The organism is Corynebacterium sp. HMSC061H03 (assembly GCF_001838215.1).
In the GTDB taxonomy this organism is placed as follows: Bacteria; Actinomycetota; Actinomycetes; order Mycobacteriales; family Mycobacteriaceae; genus Corynebacterium; species Corynebacterium jeikeium_D.
In genome coordinates this window covers 44883-62087 of the sequence record NZ_KV836086.1, presented here as the reverse complement: position 1 = coordinate 62087, position 17205 = coordinate 44883, and the positions used below count along the sequence as shown (strand labels likewise).

Genomic DNA, 17205 nt, shown 5'->3' with positions numbered 1-17205 from the left:
TAGACCGCCTCAACCCAGGCGGCGATCTCGGGCCACAGCGCCCGATTCTTGGACCGATAGAAGCCCATATGGCCTATCGGTCCTTTTTTTGTACCCTCTCCCGCTTCAATATCGCGCTTTACGACGTCACACTGCACAGCCCGATCGGTCAATATGTCGACTGCCGGTCGATTGGCCCACCGCGCGTCCGTGTTTAATGCGAATCGAGAAAGCAACTCATCAGATAAGAGCAAAGCGCCGGCCAACCCGTAAAACGGGCTAAGCGGCGCTTGTGCGTTAGTTAGTTTTCTAGCGTTTAGTCCCTGAAATAGGACAGCAGACGCAGAATCTCGGTGTAGAGCCAGACCAAGGTCACGGCCAGGCCGAGGGCGACACCCCAGGCGTACTGAGCCGGAGCGCCTGCGCGAACCAGGCGGTCAGCCTGATCGAAGTCAATCAGGAAGCTAAAGGCTGCCAGGCCGATGCAGACCAGCGAGAAGATGATCGAAAGCATGCCACCGTCACGCAGCGGGAAGCCCAGACCGAACAGGGACAGCACCAGGTTGCCCAGCATGAGGACCAGGACACCAATCAGAGCCGCACTCATAAAACGAGTGAACTTCGGGGTCACGCGGATAGCGCCCGACTTGTAGACGAAGAGCATACCGATGAAGACCCCCAGGGTGGCCAGCACGGCCTGCATAATCAGCGCACCGGCGGCAACGCCCTGAATAGGGGCGGTGAACATGAAGCTGATGCCGCCGACGAAGAGGCCCTCGAAGGCCGCGTAGGTGAGGGTAACCGGCGCGGAGCCGTACTTCTTACCGAAGGTGGAAACCAAAACAGTAATCAGACCACCGATGGCGCCGACAATAGTCAGAATCATGGCCAGGCTGGTGGAGACACTGACGGCAATGAAGAAGTTGACTGCAGCCAAAACGATGATGGTTGCCAGTGTGATGCCGGTCTTGGAAACGACATCGTCGACCGTCATCGGACGGTAGTCGGCGGCAACCTGCGACTGGTAAGGGTTATCCCCGTAGTCAGCACCCATCTGACCTTGGCCGTAGTGATGTGCGCCCGCCTGTCCGCGGGCGACGGTCTTAGTAAGTGAACTGAATGCAGGATTGCTGCTTTCGCGCACGTCGTCCTTCTTTCTTTTTCTCAGTTTTTCTTACAAGTTTTGAACTCAGGCACACGCGCGTACGTTTGCCTACACTGTCTACAACGGGCGACGTAAAGGTATTGTTCCCAACCCTGAAAAACAGTTAGTATCAAGGTAATTCCTCGCCTGCTGGCGGTGATTTTGTAATCGCGGAAACACTCACAGTCGCCAGGCGTGGGCACCACTTGAGTGATTACGAAACAGGAGGTTGGTCAAGATGTCTGATGGCCTTGACTACGATCCGGATACCACTGGTGATTTCGACGAGACCACGCTCGATGGCTCAGAGGGGCTCGATGGCGACTTCCTCACCGGTGACGGCGAGAATTATGTAATGGATCCTCCAGACCGCTGGCGGGGCGCTTCTCCGCATGACACTCTCGGCAAGCGGTTGGCCGAGGAAAAGCCGGACATCGACGTCGACGACGATCTGGATGATGACCCGGAGATGCGCTACGGCGATGTCGACGGCCACGAACCGTTCGAGTTCGGCAACGATGGCCCGCGCGACCCGGACCGCAACCGTCGGATGGGTTGGACTACTTACTAGAGTTTTCTAAATTTTAGTAGTTTTGCCAAATTTACTATCTCGGAGCGTCGCGCAACAGTAGTATCTGTGCCATGACAGCATCTACTGCCACGACAAACCGAACTACCATCCGCAATCCGCTTAACGACGAGCTCGTTGCCCGCCTTCTTCAGCGCGTCACGGTAGCTGATAAGTCGAAGACCGCCACTATCTCGGCGCCATTTACCGGCCAGGAGCTGGCGCAGATTCCTGTCGGTACCCAGGCCGATGTCGACGAGGCCTTCAAGCGTGCCCGTGCGGCGCAGAAGAAGTGGGCCCGCATGGCACCGGAAAAGCGCGGCGAAGTGCTGCACCACTTCCACGACCTGCTGTTTACCCACTGCGACCAGGTGCTGGATTTACTGCAGGCCGAGACCGGCAAGAACCGAGCCAGTGCCCACGAGGAGCTCGTACACACCGCCATCACAGCTCGTTACTACGGCAACCAGGGGCCGAAGCTGCTGGAGCCGAAGCGAGCACACGGCGCAGTACCGGTGCTGTCCAAAACCACCGTTTATCACCACCCCAAGGGTGTCGTCGGTGTTATTGCGCCGTGGAATTACCCGCTGACTCTCGCGGTTTCCGACGCGCTAGCTGCGCTGATGGCCGGTAACGCCATCGTGCTCAAGCCGGACAGCACCACTCCGTTTACCGCTCTCTTCGCTGTCGATTTGCTCTACCGCGCTGGTCTTCCGGAAGATCTCTTCCAGGTCATTCCAGGTCCGGGTCGCGTGGTCGGCCAGGGCATTGTCGGCCAGTGCGACTTCCTGATGTTCACCGGCTCCTCCGAGACCGGCCGCTCACTGGCACAGCAGTGCGGCGAGCGCCTGATTAGTTTCTCCGCGGAGCTCGGCGGCAAGAACCCGCTGATTGTCGCTGAGGATGCCAACATCAACCGCGCGGTCGAGGGCGCGCGCATCGGCTGCTTCACCAACTCCGGTCACCTGTGCGTGTCCATTGAGCGAATCTATGTCGTGGACTCCGTCTGGGACGAATTCGTCCCGGCATTCACCGACCGCGTGAAGGCAATGTCCATCGGCGCTGGCTACGAGTGGGAAACCGAAATGGGCTGCCTGCAGTCGCAGGGGCAGTTCGACATCGTCAAGTCCATGGTCGACGAGGCCATCGAGGCCGGCGCCACTGTACTGGCCGGTGGTCGTCCTCGCCCGGATCTGGGACCGCTGTTCTACGAGCCAACCGTGCTTACCGACGTCCCGGAGGGCGTCGCCCTGCTGACCGAAGAGGTATTCGGCCCAGTGGTAGTCCTCCAGCGTGTCTCGGATGTCCATGAGGCTATCGCCAAGTCCAACGACTCCCGTTATGGCCTCAACGCTTCGCTGTGGACCTCCCCGCGTCGCGCAAAGGAGCTGGCTCCACAGCTTGAGGCCGGCACCGTCAATGTCAACGATGGTTTTGCTGCGGCCTTCGCGTCTGTCGATGCCCCGATGGGTGGTTTCAAGGATTCGGGTGTGGGCCGTCGTCAAGCAGCGGGCGGCTTGCTGAAGTACACCGATGCGCAGACGGTGACCGTGCAGCGTCTTTCCCCGGTGTCGATGCCACAGATGCCGCGTGAGCTGTACTCGAAGGTGTTCAACACGGCACTTGTTCTCGGCAAGAAGTTCAACGTCCTGCCGTAATACGTGTGCAGCGCGCACAAATAGCAAAAGGCCAGGTAGAAAAACGCTTCTACCTGGTCTTTTGGTGCCCCCAGTGGGACTCGAACCCACACTGAAAGGATTTTAAGTCCTCTGCCTCTGCCAATTGGGCTATAGGGGCCCCTAAGAAAGATTAATGGGCGATATGGGTGTCTACCAAACTCGCCACAATTCCGTCGAGGATATCCTTCTCGCTGATGTAGAAAAAGCGCTGCTCTTCCTTGGCTGCCTCGGAAAGCGGCAACGCCTCAAACATGTCTATCAGACCGTCAACAATGATGGAACCACCGGCGAAGACATCCGCGCGCTTCGGGTGCATGACCGGATTCGCAGCAAGGGATTCCGCATCGGTCTCGACGACGGATGCTGTCAACGCACGCAACGCCGCAAAGCGCAGCTGCGACAGGTGGATTGCCTCCGGGTCGTAGATTTCTAGGCCCTGTGCCAGCGCCGACAGGGTGGTGAAGGTCCCGGCGCAGCCGACGATGGTGCGAGCCTTGTCGACAGGCACCTTCGCAACAATCTCGTCGGCCAGTTCCGCAACATACGAACGCGCCTCCTGGACCTGCTCCGCCGTCGGCGGCGAGGCCTGCAGGAACCGTTCGGTCAAGCGCACACTGCCCATAGCCACGGAATCAGAGCCGGCTACCGTACCATCGTGGTCACCGACAATAACCTCGGTGGAGCCGCCGCCGACGTCGATGACGCAATACGGACCCAGCTCGGGCTCCAAGTCATCGACTGCCCCGCGGAAGGACAGCGCGGCTTCCTCGTCGCCGGAAATAACCTCGGCCTCTGCACCCCACGGAGCGAGAATCTCGCGGGTCATGGCGAAGAAATCGTCGCGGTTGCTTGCGTCGCGCGTCGCCGATGTCGCCACCATTCGGACTGCTTGCACTTTTTCGACTTGCATAAGCTCTGCATACTTCGTCAGAGCCTCCCGCACGCGCTCCAGTGCCTCCGGGGCCAGCATGCCAGTGGCATCCACGCCCTGGCCAAGGCGGACGATTTCCATCAGTCGGTGCAGTTCTGTGATTTCGAGAACTCCATCGACGACCTCGACCCGGCTGATAAGCAGTCGAAGCGAGTTAGTGCCGCAGTCGACGGCAGCGAGAGTCGTCATTTATCCCTCCACCCCCGGATACGCAATACCGAGCTCGGAAATCGTCGGCCAGTCCGCGGGAATCGCGGTGCCGCGCAGCTTCTCATTCTCCGCCGCCAGCGCCACCGACTCCGTACCCAGTCGGAAGTGATCCGGCCCCTTTGCCAACGCGTAGGCAATAAGAACGTGTAGGCACTTCACGCGCGTCGGCATGCCACCACCGGAGAAGTCCGTGCCCAGGTCTTCCATCTCATTGCGCTCCGCCAGAAACGCCTCGTGTGCACGCTGGTAATCGGCGGCAAGCTCTTCGTCACTTTCCAGACGCGCGGTCATTTCCTTCATCACGCCGGTCGTCTCCAACCGGGAGGCCTCCGCGGTGAGTCGCGGATCAGTCAGGTAAAAGAGCGTGGGAAACGGAGTGCCATCGTCCAAACGAGGCTTCGTCTTGACCACACCAGGAGTGCCGTCGGGGCTGCGGTAAGAGATGTCCACTACACCCCGTGGTTCACGTCCGAGCTGCTCCGCTATCACTTCCAAATCTGCGGTATCCACAGACATCGGTCACACTCCTTTTGCTTCCGTTTTACTGACACATAATCTCACAGTCGCCTTACAAGCGCGTTGTTTCGCTTTACGACGGCACACTCCGCCGCGCATTCAACCCCACCGAGAGCCCTACGGAGATTTAGGACTCCGGTACCGTCGGCAAGCTCTCGGGCCTCGTTGCCTGATCGCGCCCCGGATTAGGGCGAGTCTCTTCAGGCTCGGGCGGGATGGAAATGGAATCCCACAGGGTCTCGTACCACTTCTTGGCCTGGTGCTGCGGAATTTCCTCCGGCTGTGTCACAGGCTGTTCGCCCACTGCCGGATCGAGGATACGGAATGGGGTCTCCCCCGGCTCTACCAGCCCCAGGCGCAGACGTGCCTGCTCCTTGATATAGGCAGGGTTGGAGTAAAGCTCCTTTTCATCCTCTAGCTGCTCAATTCGCTGTTCCATGCGAACAATATTGTCCTGCGTTGCGGCTACATCCGCCTGCTGTTGTGCAAAAGTCCGCAGCGGGATTGCGAGAACAGATACTAAGAAAAGTACCAGCAGACCAATCCCGATCTTCTGTGCCGTGCTCAGCGAGCGCATTCCCGATGCGATTGCCGCTGCCGAACGCTGCCCCGCCCCTGCAGGGCGCGACTGTGTTCCGCGGCGAGATCGGTCCGATGCACTCATGCCCCACACTCTACCCGACCGCCAGCCGATGAAATAACAAAAACCCGCCCACAACCACGTGCGTGGTGCGGGCGGGCAATGCTATACGCAGCTTTCGCAGCGTATCAACTGCTTACTTAAGACGCGGGAAAGCGCTGCGGCCAGCGTAGACTGCAGCGTCGCCGAGGTACTCTTCGATGCGCAGCAGCTGGTTGTACTTAGCAACGCGCTCGGAGCGAGCCGGAGCACCGGTCTTGATCTGGCCACAGTTGAGACCGACGGCCAGGTCAGCGATGGTGGTGTCCTCAGTCTCACCGGAGCGGTGCGACATCATGGTCTTGTAACCGGCGTTGTGGGCCATTGCGACGGCCTCGAAGGTCTCAGACAGGGAACCGATCTGGTTGACCTTGACCAGCAGAGCGTTAGCGGCCTTCTTCTCAATGCCCTCAGCCAGACGCTTCGGGTTGGTAACGAAGAAGTCATCGCCGACAATCTGGACCTTGTCACCAAGCTGAGCGGTCAGCTTGGTGTAGCCCTCCCAGTCATCTTCCTGCAGTGGATCCTCGATGGAGACGATGGCGTAGTTCTCAACCAGGTCAGCGTAGACATCGGCCATCTCCTCAGCGGTGTGCTCGCCGCCCTCGAAGTGGTACTTGCCGTCCTTGAAGAACTCGGAAGAAGCCACGTCGAGAGCCAGAGCGACGTCGTCGCCCAGCTTGTAGCCAGCGGCCTCAATTGCCTCAACAATCAGGTCAAGAGCAGCCTTGGTGGAGTCAACCGACGGAGCGAAGCCGCCCTCATCGCCGAGACCAGTGGACAGACCCTTGTCCTTGATGACCTTCTTCAGTGCGTGGTAGACCTCAGCGCCGACACGCAGTGCCTCCTTGAAGGTCGGGGCGCCAATCGGAGCAATCATGAACTCCTGGACGTCAACGCCGGAGTCCGCATGTGCACCACCGTTGAGGATATTCATCATCGGGACCGGTAGAACGTGGCCGTTCGGGCCACCGACATAGCGGAACAGGTCCAGGCCAGCGGACTCAGCAGCGGCCTTGGCAACGGCCATGGACACACCGAGAATGGCGTTGGCACCCAGGCGAGACTTGTTGTCGGTGCCGTCCAGCTCAATCATGGTCTTGTCAACCAGACGCTGATCCTCAGCCTCGAGGCCAATAATTGCGTCCTCAATCTCCTCGAGCACCGCGCGGACAGCCTTCTGGACACCCTTGCCCAGGTAACGATCCTCACCATCGCGGAGCTCGTGAGCCTCGTGTACACCGGTAGAGGCACCGGACGGAACCGCAGCGCGGCCCACAGCGCCGTCTTCCAACAGCACCTCAACCTCAACGGTCGGGTTACCACGGGAGTCCAGAATTTCGCGTGCGTTCAACTCGATGATTGCAGCCATAGGTCACCTTTCCGCCGGAACCGTTCCGGCACATGACTCCAATTGTGGCACGGTTTGCCAACCTTCGCCTTAAATCCTTTTCACCCTATGCGGGCTGATTCAGCGCATAGTTCGCCGCAGCGTCCCGAACATCGCGAAGATACTGCTCAGATTGGTTATATGAGCGAATTGCAGATGCCCACCCTTCCGGGGTGGCGAGGTCGCGTTCCCCACTGCAGAGCATCCGTGCGGTTGTCGCAGTCGCGTCGTCGATGTTGTTGGGGTCGGCGACACCATCACCCGAAGCATCCATCGCAAAGCGATGCCATGTCTCGGGAATAAACTGCATCGGCCCCACAGCGCGGTCATACTCTGTGTCACCGTCGAGTTCGCCATTGTCAGTATCGAGAACCTCGGCGAAGCCATTCGTGCCGTCCAGCGGCGGGCCGATAATCGTCGGACGCACTACCCCATCGGCACCGATATGCGCCGGCTTGAGCCAATTGCCCGAGTACGTGCCATGATTAGTCTCCACCTTGCCCAGTCCTGCAAGCGTGTTCCACTCCAGGTGGCAGTTCGGGAACTGTTCGGCCGCAATCACATATGCGTTGCCGTAGGCGCGGAGGGCGTCCTCAGAAATCCCCGTCTTCGGGGAAATCTGCTGCGCCCACTGTCGGAGCTGTTCAGAGGTGCGCCCGGGCGCGTTGACATCAATCATCGGCGGTGGCTCAGCCGCGGCAGGCGGCACATTGTCCGGAATCGGCTTCTTGGTCAACGACGGGATAACGGGTCCAGTGAACATCGCCAACGCCCCAACCGTGCCAATGATAATCAGCACCGCCAGGGAGGTTAGACCGAGGCAGCCACAGCCTCGCGAGGACTTCTTTTTCCCCCTACTGCGGCCACGCGACTTCGCCCCGCGGGGTGCGGGGTGCGCGTATTCATCAAAGGGAGAATTAGAAGGCATGGGGAATTACTCTACGGGGTGAACCGTAAAAATCACTCAAACTCGAGGACAGAAATCACTTTTGTTGGAAACTAGCTGTCGCTTTCCGACGGGCCGAGGTCCTCAGCCCCTTCGTTATCTTCGCTGCCCGCTGCCCACTGCTCAGCACTACCGGCCTGCTGATTCTCCATCTGGGCCAGCTCAGCCAGGAATGCGCGTGAAGCCTGTCGGGTCCGCTCTTCAGCACCGGACTCAGTCTCCAGTCCCGGGGTCGGGACCAGAATCTCCACTGGAATGTCGGCATCGGACAGTCCCAGCGCACGTGCGCGGCGGATGGCTTCCTCAGCCAAAGTCAGAGCTGGCAGCTGTGTGGCCGGGTTCGAGCGCGGACGTCCGCGGCCGTAAGCCCACAGTCGCTCCTGTTCTTCCTCCGACACCATCTCTCCCTCGGCCACAGTGCCGTCGAAGAGGTACGGCTGACGAGCGCGCATCTTCAAAATAAAGTCGGTCGCCACATCGTCGAAGTCGAAGTCCTCCGCGATTTCAGCGTGGAAGAGGATCTGCAGCAGCAGATCTGACAGCTCGCTACGAATGTCACCGCCCTCGTTGACTGCGTCGACAAGCTCGTAGGTCTCTTCAATGAGATACGGCAGCAGGCTCTTGTGCGTCTGGCGAGCTTCCCACTGCCCCGTGCGCCGTGCTGCCGCCATGATGTCCACGGCCTCGACGACGTGGGGCAGACGAGCTGCGGCAAGCTGTTCCTGCGGAGTCAGCGGTTCTGCAACAGGCTCTGCCCCTGGCTCTGCAACCGGTTCTGACTCAGGTTCTTTCACCGAGTCCTGCTGGGGAGCCGCCGCAACCTGAGCTGCCGGAGCTGCTGGGTCCTGCGCATCATCCAGCTCGACCGAGTAGACCTTCTCGCCCGCATCGAGGCGATCGAGTACCTCGTCGTTTTCCATATCGGTGGTGACCAGAATCTCCGCCTGGGACACCGAGTGCCCACCGGCGTCGGCGATTGCCCAGCGCACACGGATCGGGACTTCTTCGGTGTAGCTGACTTCACCGGTCAGCAGGCTAGCGGCTTCCAGCGGAATCGCTGTTGGAAAGCGGCTATCGAGCTTGATGATAGTCATACGGTTTCTAGTCCTTTCCCATGTGCGAGATATCCATACGTGGAATTCCCGCCATCGATGTCAAGAAGTCTGCTACCCACTGCACCAATGCAATATCGCGGACAGGTTTTGCCCGCAACCCTCGCCCTTCCTTCGGCATTCCGACGGAAACCGTGCGCGTTGCCGCACGATAGGTCGCCTGTGGATACAGGCGCTTGAGACGCACCTGCTTGGAGTCAGCAAGCTCCATAGGGGTTATTCTAATGTGCGCACCCATGGCTTGAACTTCATGCACGCCGAATTCCCGGCAAATAATTCGAAGTCGTGAAATAACCGCCAGTCTCTCCACCTCAATGGGTGGGGTTCCGTAACGGTCAACAAGCTCTTCGAGCACTACGTCGATATCGTCCAGCGCACTGGCGGCAGCAAATTTGCGGTACGCCTCTAGACGTAGGCGTTCCGACGACACATATTCGGCCGGAATATTCGCATCGACCGGCAAATCGATCCGCACTTCCTTCGGTTCGTTATCGGAAGCATCCGGAGTTTCACCATCGGCCACTGCCTTCAGCGCGGCCACGGCCTCGCCAACCAGTCGGACGTACATATCGAAGCCGACACCGGCAATGTGACCGGACTGCTCCGCACCGAGGATATTTCCGGCACCGCGCATTTCCAGGTCCTTCATGGCCACAGCCATACCGGCACCCAAGTCATTGTTCTGCGCGATCGTGGACAGACGGTCGTAGGAAGTCTCCGTCAGCGTCTGATTTTCCGGGTAGAGGAAGTAGGCATAGGCGCGCTCACGGGAACGGCCCACACGACCACGCAGCTGGTGCAGCTGGGAAAGGCCCATATGGTGCGCGTTTTCCACAATCAACGTATTGGCGTTGGCAATATCCAGGCCGGTCTCCACGATGGTGGTACACACCAGCACGTCGTACTCGCGCTGCCAGAAGCCATCGACCGTGCGCTCCAGCTGCTCCTCCCCCATCTGACCGTGGGCCACTACCACGCGGGCCTCGGGCACCAAATTGCGGATAGTCTGGGCGACTTTGTCAATGGTTTCCACCTTATTATGCAGGTAGAACACCTGGCCGTCGCGAAGCAGCTCTCGCCTGATAGCAGCGGCGACCTGCTTGTCGGACTGCGCGCCGACGTATGTCAGCACCGGGTGACGGTCCTGCGGCGGGGTGAGAATCTGGCTCATCTCGCGGATGCCAGCAATCGACATTTCGAGCGTGCGCGGAATTGGCGTTGCGGACATGGTGAGTACGTCGACGTGGTGCCGTAGCGCCTTGATGTGTTCCTTGTGTTCGACGCCGAAACGCTGCTCCTCGTCAACGATGACCAGGCCGAGTTCTTTCCACTGCACGCCGGTCTGCAGGAGACGATGCGTGCCGATAACAATGTCGACCGTCCCGTTCTTCAACCCTTCGAGGACCTCCTTGGAGTCCTTCGGCGAGGTGAAGCGGGACAGCCCACGGATGGTGACCGGGAAGCCCTCCATACGCTGAGTGAAAGTGGTCAAATGCTGCTGCGCCAGAAGCGTAGTTGGCACCAACACTGCTACCTGACGGCCATCTTGAACAGCCTTGAAGGCAGCACGCAGTGCCACCTCGGTCTTGCCGTAGCCGACATCGCCGATGAGCACGCGATCCATCGGCACCGGCTTTTCCATGTCAGACTTGATTTCGTCGATGGCCTGCAGCTGGTCCTCAGTCTCGGTGAAGGGGAAGTTATCCTCCATCTCCTGCTGCCATGGCGTATCCGGCGCGAACGCGTGGCCCGGCGCGGCTTGGCGCTCGGCGTAGAGCTTGACCAGCTCTTCCGCAATCTCGCGGACAGCACCACGGGCCTTGCGCTTGGTGGACTTCCAGTCCGAGCCGCCCATCTTCGACAGCGCGGGCTTTTCGCCGCCGACATAGCGCGACAGCAAATCCAGGCTCTCCATCGGCACGTAGAGCTGATCAGAGGGCCCTCCGCGCTTGCTCGGTGCGTACTCGAGCACCACGTACTCGCGGCGAGCCTGATCCTCGCCCGTGCCGATGGTGCGCTCAGTGAGCTTCACAAACCGACCAATGCCATGCGTGTCGTGCACGACATAGTCACCGGCCTTCAGCGCCAGCGGATCCACCCGACCACGGCGCTTCGCCGGCTTGCGGCGCCCACCAAGCGCGCCTTCCGCGATGCGGTTACCTGTGATGTCCTGCTCGGTAATCAGAGTCAGCGCGCCACCGGGAATACGCGGGAATACCAGACCACCGTGCAAAACACCCTGGTAGACGGTAATTCTTCCGGACTCGGGATACTCCGGGCCTGCCGCCATGCGCGTCGCAATTCCGGCTTCCCTAAACTTTTCCGCTTGCCGACGCGCCCCCGCGGGCGTCGCCGCCACGTACGCCACTCGCTCCCCCGCGACCGTGGCATCGCGCAGCTGCTTCATCAGGTGACCAATTTCCTTTAAGTCGCCGCGTGGCGCGGGCCCAGGCTCGAAGGTCAGTGGCAGCACATCATCTTCGGTGACTCCCGCCTCCAGCATGCCGGGCGGGGAAATATGCCACGAAGTGGGCATCGGGATAGAGGCCAAGCTGCGGTACGCGCTGGGCTCCAGCCCATCCGTGGCGATTGGCGCCGAGCCACCCATCGCAGCAGTTTCCCACGCTGCGGCCATAAACTCCTCGCCTGCACTGATAAGGTCCTGTGCGCGAGAGCGAATGCGCTCCGGCCCGCACATGAGCACATGAGTTTTCTCCGGCATGACCTCGGTGAGCATCTTCATAGGATGCTGACTAATCAGTGGAATCAGCGATTCCATGCCCTCCACCCACTGGCCATCGCCGATGCGGGTGAGCATTTCTTGGACCTGGCCAGAGCGCGTGGTGGCGAGTTTCTCCGCGGCGGCCTTCACATCGTCGTCGATAAGCAGTGCACGACACGGGAAGATATCCAGCTGGTCGACCTCTACCTCAGAGATCGTGCGCTGGTCAGCGACGGAAAAGGCGCGCAGGTCGGTGACCTCGTCACCCCAGAGCTCGATACGTACCGGCAGCTCTTCGGTCGCAGGGAAAACATCGACGATGCCGCCACGCACGGCAAACTGGCCACGCCTGCCGACCATGTCCACATGCGAATAGCCGTGATGCACCAGCCGCTCAACCAGGTTCTCGCAGTCCCGGTCCAGTTGGACGTGAATGGGGGCGCTGGTTTCAGCCTCGAGGTCGTCCACAATCGGCTGCACCAACGAGCGCACCGCCGCAATCAGAACGTCGACTTTGCCCCGGCGAACGTCGTAAAGCGCCTTACGACGCTGCGCCACGGTATCCACCGCTGGCGAAAGCTTCTCATGCGGGAGCGTCTCCCACGAGGGGAACATAGCTACACGGTCGCCGATCATCGACTTGACCTCGGCGGTCAGGTCCTCCGCCTCGCGGCCGGTAGCCGTGACGACCAGCACCGGCACCTTCGTAGACATGGCGTAAATAAGGTGCGAACGCACCGCGTCCGCACCCGTGAGCGCCAGCTCGTCTTCGCCGATGCGCCCGAGCACGCCGACAAATTGAGGATCCGTGACAACGAGGCTTTCCAGCCCCGACAGCGGGTTCGGCAGAATGCTGGGTGTGGCTTTCGCCGAGGAGGACGCAGAAGTTGGCATAGCCCCAATATAACCATGCACCCCGGATCCACCCTGCGTGCTGGTTAGCCGTTCTCCGCCACCTGCATCGGGTCCGCTGCAGCACCTGCTCCAAACTTCGCGCCCTCAGCGGCCGCTGGCACATCAGCGGAACCATGCAGAGTCGGAGAACCCTCCATGCCGGCCAGCCCGTTCCAACACAGGTTCACGATGTGCGCCGCCACCGTCTCCTTATCCGGACTGCGCTTCTCCATCCACCAGCGAGCGGTCTGCGAAACCATACCGACCATGCAGTTTCCGTAGAGCACCGACATGGCCGGGTCGAAGCCAGCGCGTTTGAAAGCCTCGGCGAGGATAGGCGTAACCGACTCAGTGGCATTATTCAGCAGCGTCTCATAGCCACCCGCCACACCGGGGTCGCGAGAAATAATGGAGAATCCCTCCGGGTTTTCCTCGACATAAGTCAGCAGTGCCAACACCGCCTGTTCGATGCGGTAACGCGAGCGCCCCAGGGACAACGCTTCCCTAATCGTGGCCTCCAGGGTCTTCATCTCCTGGTCGACGACTGCCTGGTAGAGCCGCTCTTTGGTACCAAAATGCTCGTAGACAACCGGCTTTGACACCCCGGCTGCGGCAGCGATCTCCTCCATTGAGGCGGCATCAAGCCCCTTGGCGGCAAAGATTCCACGGCTGACTTCTGTCAGCTGAGCTTTGCGCTGTGGACCGGTCATACGTCGTCTCGGAGAATTAGAGGCCATGCTTTTAGATTAGTGGCTAAAGTCTTGCTATCGTATATCGCAGGCGCAAGCGAGTTGGCTGAGTCGAATCAGCGTCGAATCAGCCATGCAATTTTTCGCGTTTGCCCCATTCTCCCATGGTGTAATGGCAACACTCCGGTTTTTGGTACCGGCATTCTAGGTTCGAGTCCTGGTGGGAGAGCAAGCGGGGGGCCGGCCCCTTAATTAAGAAGTGACTTTTCGCCCCGCCGTGACCGTGATGCACCCTGACCGAGGAGTAGCAAGTTTCATGTCAAACGGTTCGGCCACCGCTGTGGTCATTCTCGCCGCGGGTCAAGGCACCCGAATGAAATCCGATACGCCGAAAATGCTGCACGCTATCGGCGGTCGTACCATGTTGGAGCACGCGCTCTATGCCGCCAAGGGCATTAATCCGGATGAGATTGCTGTTGTCGTTGGCCACCAGCGCGAAAAGGTAATCGACGCCATCGGGACTTGGGCTTCGGATACCGAGCACTCCAACGGTGTCGTCATTGCCCACCAGGACGAGCAAAACGGTACCGGCCACGCTGTTCAGTGCGCGCTGGAGCACCCCGAGCTGCAGAACTTCGATGGCACCATCCTGGTAACCACTTCCGATGTTCCGCTGCTGGATTCCGAAGCGCTCCAGGCACTGCTCGAAGAGCACAACCGCAAGCCACGCGCTGCCGTGACTGTGCTGACCTCCACTGCTGACAACCCGCACGGCTACGGCCGCATCGTTCGCAACGCCGACGGCGAAGTTCTGCGCATCGTGGAGGAAAAGGATGCCTCCGACGAGGAACGCGAGATCACCGAGGTCAACTCCGGTGTCTACGCATTCGATGCCGAGACCCTGGCAAACGCTCTCAAGCAGCTGGACACCAACAATGCCCAGGGCGAACTCTACCTCACCGATGTCATTGGCATCGCCCGTGAGGCCGACCGCTCAGTGCGCGGTCACCGCCTCGCCGATGCCACCGTCGTCGCCGGTGTCAATGACCGCGTCCAGCTGGCTACCCTTGGCCGTGAGCTCAACCGTCGCACCTGCGAGGCAGCTATGCGCGGGGGCGCCACTATCGTCGATCCGGACACCACGTGGATTGACGTTGAGGTGGAAATCGGCCGCGACGTCACGATTCTGCCGGGCACGCAGCTGCACGGCAAGACCGTGATTGGCGACGGGGCCACCGTGGGACCGGACACGACACTGACCAACATGGTCGTCGGCAAGCGCGCCAGCGTCGTACGTACACACGGTTCCGATTCGGAGATCGGCGAGGATGCGGCGGTCGGACCGTTCACCTACATTCGCCCGAACACCAAACTCGGTGTCGGCGCGAAGCTCGGCGGCTTCGTAGAGGCGAAGAACGCGCAGATCGGAAACGGTTCGAAGGTTCCGCACCTGACCTACGTCGGCGATGCGGAGATTGGCGAGCACTCCAACATTGGTGCCTCCAGCGTGTTCGTGAACTACGACGGCGTCAACAAGCACCGCACTGTTATCGGCTCGCATGTTCGCACCGGCTCCGACACCATGTTCATCGCTCCGGTGACCGTGGGTGATGGTGCGTACTCAGGTGCAGGTACTGTTATTAAGGACGACGTTCCTCCGGGAGCATTGGCGGTCAGTGGTGGCCGTCAGCGCAACATCGAGGGATGGGTCGAGCGGAAGCGTCCAGGTACCGCTGCTGCTGAGGCAGCGCAGGCGGCGCAGGTAGCTGACAACGCTGACAACAACAAGGAAGACCAGGAAGGCTAGACGGCAGATGACCGGCCAGTGGATCGATAACCAAAAGAACCTCATGCTCTTCTCCGGAAGGGCACACCCGGAATTGGGCGAGGCAGTTGCCAAGGAGCTCGGCACAGAGCTGACTCCGATGACCGCTCGTGATTTTGCCAACGGTGAAATCTTCGTGCGCTACGAGGAATCCGTCCGCGGTTCCGATGCCTTCGTACTGCAGGCGCACCCGGCACCGCTGAACAAGTGGCTCATCGAGCAGCTGATTATGATTGACGCGCTCAAGCGCGGTTCGGCCAAGCGCATCACCGCTATCCTGCCGTTCTTCCCATACGCCCGCCAGGACAAGAAGCACCGTGGCCGTGAGCCGATTTCCGCTCGCCTGGTCGCTGACCTGCTCAAGACCGCCGGCGCTGACCGCATCGTCTCCGTGGACCTCCACACCGACCAGATTCAGGGCTTCTTCGACGGCCCGGTCGATCACATGCACGCCATGCCGATTCTGTCGGAGTACATCAAGAAGAACTACTCCCTGGACAACCTGGTCGTGGTCTCCCCTGACGCCGGCCGTGTGAAGGTTTCCGAGAAGTGGGCCAACACCCTGGGCGACGCCCCGCTGGCCTTCATTCACAAGACCCGTTCCGTCGATGTCGCAAACCAGGTTGTCGCCAACCGCGTGGTCGGCGAGGTCTCCGGTAAGACCTGTCTGCTCATCGACGACATGATTGACACCGGCGGCACCATCGCCGGCGCTGTCAAGGTGCTGCGTGAGGCTGGCGCTGAGGATGTCATCATCGCTACCACGCACGGCGTCTTCTCCGACCCAGCTCGCGAGCGCCTGTCGAAGTGCGGTGCCCGCGAGGTCATCACCACCGATACCTTGCCGCAGTCCACCGAGGGCTGGGACAACCTGACCGTCCTGCCAATCGCACCACTGCTGGCTAAGACGATCCACGAGATCTTCGAAAACGGTTCCGTCACCACCCTCTTCGAGGGTCAGGCATAAGTTCTTTCCGCTTGCCGACGGGCACCCCGCCGCGACCAGCAACCTAGTTTTGCTGGTGGTGGCGGGGTTTGCTGTTTGACCTGTTAGTCCACTACAATTTCTCCGGTAAGTCTCGGCGAGGGCGGCCACAGTAGGTGGTTGCCGTTATCGACGCGACGCTCGCAGCCCAACTTTTGCGCCCACGGTGGCATGGATGCGGCACGTGCTCGACTCGACGACTCAATATCGAATCGTTTAGGAGTCCATTTTCATGGCAAAGCCCAACATCATCAAGATTGATGCCCGTAACCGCACCGAGTTCGGCAAGGGTGCCGCTCGCCGTGCCCGCGTTGCTGGCGACATCCCGGTTGTCATCTACGGCGCTGACCTGGATGCCCCGAAGCACATCCTCGTTGACACTCTGGATTTCCACGCTGTCATCCGTAACCACGGTGTCAACGCTGTTCTGGACGTCAACATCGAGGGCGAGTCCCAGCTGTCCATGGTCAAGGCTGTTGACCAGAACCCGCTGACCCTCGACATCGACCACGCTGACCTGCTCGCCATTCACCGTGACGAGAAGGTTGAGGTTGAGGTTCCGGTCGTTCCGACTGGCGAGCTCGCTCCGGGCGCCCTGCTCATGCAGGATGCCGAGACCATTCTGGTCAACGCACCGGTTCTGGCTATTCCGGAAGAGATCGAGGTCTCCGTCGAGGGTGCAGAGGTCGGCACCATGGTTCACGCCGGCGACGTTACCCTGCCGGAGGGCCTGGTCCTCACCGACGACGCTGACCTGCTCATCTTCAACATTGTCGAGCCGGAGGAAGAGCCGGCTGGTGACGTCGATGCCGATATCGAGGGCATGGGCGAGGCTGAGACCCCGGATGAGCCAGCTGAGGAAGAGGCTGCTGAGTAGTTAACCTCTCGCATGCTTAGCTAACACAGCTGCGTAAGAAAGGGACGGACTTTTGTCCG

Annotated in this window: 14 protein-coding genes and 2 tRNA genes; 6 read left to right on the top strand and 10 right to left on the bottom strand. The window is 60.3% G+C overall.

Annotation, left to right across the window (positions count from 1 at the left end; translation table 11 throughout):
* Positions 1–295: 295 nt before the first annotated feature.
* The gene (locus tag HMPREF2787_RS09800) at positions 296–1123 is read right to left on the bottom strand and encodes a Bax inhibitor-1/YccA family protein (protein ID WP_070834087.1); all 828 of its coding nucleotides are present in this window, start codon (positions 1121–1123) and stop codon (positions 296–298) included.
* A 238-nt stretch (positions 1124–1361) separates the two neighbouring features.
* Between HMPREF2787_RS09800 and HMPREF2787_RS09795 the strand changes: the two genes are divergently transcribed.
* Both HMPREF2787_RS09795 and HMPREF2787_RS09790 read left to right on the top strand, forming a co-directional pair.
* A complete protein-coding gene (locus tag HMPREF2787_RS09795; RefSeq protein WP_048733964.1) occupies positions 1362–1694 on the top strand; it encodes a hypothetical protein in 333 nt (110 codons plus the stop codon).
* A gap of 71 nt (positions 1695–1765) precedes the next feature.
* On the top strand, positions 1766–3349 hold the full coding sequence (locus HMPREF2787_RS09790; protein ID WP_038626196.1) for a succinic semialdehyde dehydrogenase: 1584 nt from the start codon (positions 1766–1768) through the stop codon (positions 3347–3349).
* A gap of 62 nt (positions 3350–3411) precedes the next feature.
* Here HMPREF2787_RS09790 and HMPREF2787_RS09785 read toward each other — a convergent pair.
* From HMPREF2787_RS09785 to HMPREF2787_RS09745, 9 genes are all read right to left on the bottom strand, one after another.
* A tRNA-Leu gene (locus HMPREF2787_RS09785) sits at positions 3412–3488 on the bottom strand.
* Positions 3489–3500: 12 nt separating this feature from the next.
* Positions 3501–4490: a Ppx/GppA phosphatase family protein gene (locus tag HMPREF2787_RS09780; RefSeq protein ID WP_070859148.1), complete on the bottom strand. Its 990-nt coding sequence runs from the start codon at positions 4488–4490 to the stop codon at positions 3501–3503.
* Positions 4491–5027, bottom strand: coding sequence for a DUF501 domain-containing protein (locus tag HMPREF2787_RS09775; protein WP_016423198.1), 537 nt, complete (start codon positions 5025–5027; stop codon positions 4491–4493). It abuts the gene before it with no gap.
* A 127-nt stretch (positions 5028–5154) separates the two neighbouring features.
* Positions 5155–5691, bottom strand: coding sequence for a septum formation initiator family protein (locus HMPREF2787_RS09770; protein ID WP_070841130.1), 537 nt, complete (start codon positions 5689–5691; stop codon positions 5155–5157).
* A 112-nt stretch (positions 5692–5803) separates the two neighbouring features.
* Positions 5804–7078 (bottom strand): phosphopyruvate hydratase, encoded by a 1275-nt coding sequence (eno, locus tag HMPREF2787_RS09765; protein ID WP_038626202.1) that lies wholly within the window; start codon positions 7076–7078, stop codon positions 5804–5806.
* Between the two features lie 85 nt (positions 7079–7163).
* Positions 7164–8024, bottom strand: a complete 861-nt coding sequence (locus HMPREF2787_RS09760; RefSeq protein WP_038626204.1) for a lytic transglycosylase domain-containing protein — start codon at positions 8022–8024, stop codon at positions 7164–7166.
* 71 nt (positions 8025–8095) lie between these two features.
* Complete coding sequence (locus tag HMPREF2787_RS09755) at positions 8096–9136, bottom strand: MazG nucleotide pyrophosphohydrolase domain-containing protein (RefSeq protein ID WP_070859147.1); 1041 nt, start codon at positions 9134–9136, stop codon at positions 8096–8098.
* 7 nt (positions 9137–9143) lie between these two features.
* Complete coding sequence (mfd, locus tag HMPREF2787_RS09750) at positions 9144–12770, bottom strand: transcription-repair coupling factor (RefSeq protein ID WP_070859167.1); 3627 nt, start codon at positions 12768–12770, stop codon at positions 9144–9146.
* A 44-nt stretch (positions 12771–12814) separates the two neighbouring features.
* Complete coding sequence (locus tag HMPREF2787_RS09745; protein ID WP_141744756.1) at positions 12815–13507, bottom strand: TetR/AcrR family transcriptional regulator; 693 nt, start codon at positions 13505–13507, stop codon at positions 12815–12817.
* Positions 13508–13617: 110 nt separating this feature from the next.
* Between HMPREF2787_RS09745 and HMPREF2787_RS09740 the strand changes: the two genes are divergently transcribed.
* The 4 genes from HMPREF2787_RS09740 to HMPREF2787_RS09725 all read left to right on the top strand — a co-directional run bounded on the left by HMPREF2787_RS09740 (position 13618) and on the right by HMPREF2787_RS09725 (position 17146).
* Positions 13618–13688: transfer RNA gene (locus tag HMPREF2787_RS09740), tRNA-Gln, on the top strand.
* A gap of 87 nt (positions 13689–13775) precedes the next feature.
* Positions 13776–15266, top strand: coding sequence for a bifunctional UDP-N-acetylglucosamine diphosphorylase/glucosamine-1-phosphate N-acetyltransferase GlmU (gene glmU / locus HMPREF2787_RS09735; protein WP_070859146.1), 1491 nt, complete (start codon positions 13776–13778; stop codon positions 15264–15266).
* 7 nt (positions 15267–15273) lie between these two features.
* Positions 15274–16251, top strand: a complete 978-nt coding sequence (locus HMPREF2787_RS09730; RefSeq protein WP_016423206.1) for a ribose-phosphate diphosphokinase — start codon at positions 15274–15276, stop codon at positions 16249–16251.
* Positions 16252–16501: 250 nt separating this feature from the next.
* Entirely contained in the window at positions 16502–17146 is a 645-nt protein-coding gene (locus tag HMPREF2787_RS09725; RefSeq protein ID WP_049172236.1) for a 50S ribosomal protein L25/general stress protein Ctc, read from the top strand.
* The last annotated feature ends 59 nt before the right edge of the window (positions 17147–17205 follow it).

Coding starts and splice junctions, on each gene's coding strand:
- HMPREF2787_RS09760 (WP_038626204.1), bottom strand. CDS start 8,024: ATGCCTTCTAATTCTCCCTTTGATGAATACGCGCACCCCGCACCCCGC.
- HMPREF2787_RS09755 (WP_070859147.1), bottom strand. CDS start 9,136: ATGACTATCATCAAGCTCGATAGCCGCTTTCCAACAGCGATTCCGCTG.
- glmU (WP_070859146.1), top strand. CDS start 13,776: ATGTCAAACGGTTCGGCCACCGCTGTGGTCATTCTCGCCGCGGGTCAA.
- HMPREF2787_RS09795 (WP_048733964.1), top strand. CDS start 1,362: ATGTCTGATGGCCTTGACTACGATCCGGATACCACTGGTGATTTCGAC.
- HMPREF2787_RS09730 (WP_016423206.1), top strand. CDS start 15,274: ATGACCGGCCAGTGGATCGATAACCAAAAGAACCTCATGCTCTTCTCC.
- HMPREF2787_RS09790 (WP_038626196.1), top strand. CDS start 1,766: ATGACAGCATCTACTGCCACGACAAACCGAACTACCATCCGCAATCCG.
- HMPREF2787_RS09780 (WP_070859148.1), bottom strand. CDS start 4,490: ATGACGACTCTCGCTGCCGTCGACTGCGGCACTAACTCGCTTCGACTG.
- HMPREF2787_RS09775 (WP_016423198.1), bottom strand. CDS start 5,027: ATGTCTGTGGATACCGCAGATTTGGAAGTGATAGCGGAGCAGCTCGGA.
- HMPREF2787_RS09725 (WP_049172236.1), top strand. CDS start 16,502: ATGGCAAAGCCCAACATCATCAAGATTGATGCCCGTAACCGCACCGAG.
- HMPREF2787_RS09745 (WP_141744756.1), bottom strand. CDS start 13,507: ATGGCCTCTAATTCTCCGAGACGACGTATGACCGGTCCACAGCGCAAA.
- HMPREF2787_RS09770 (WP_070841130.1), bottom strand. CDS start 5,691: ATGAGTGCATCGGACCGATCTCGCCGCGGAACACAGTCGCGCCCTGCA.
- eno (WP_038626202.1), bottom strand. CDS start 7,078: ATGGCTGCAATCATCGAGTTGAACGCACGCGAAATTCTGGACTCCCGT.
- mfd (WP_070859167.1), bottom strand. CDS start 12,770: ATGCCAACTTCTGCGTCCTCCTCGGCGAAAGCCACACCCAGCATTCTG.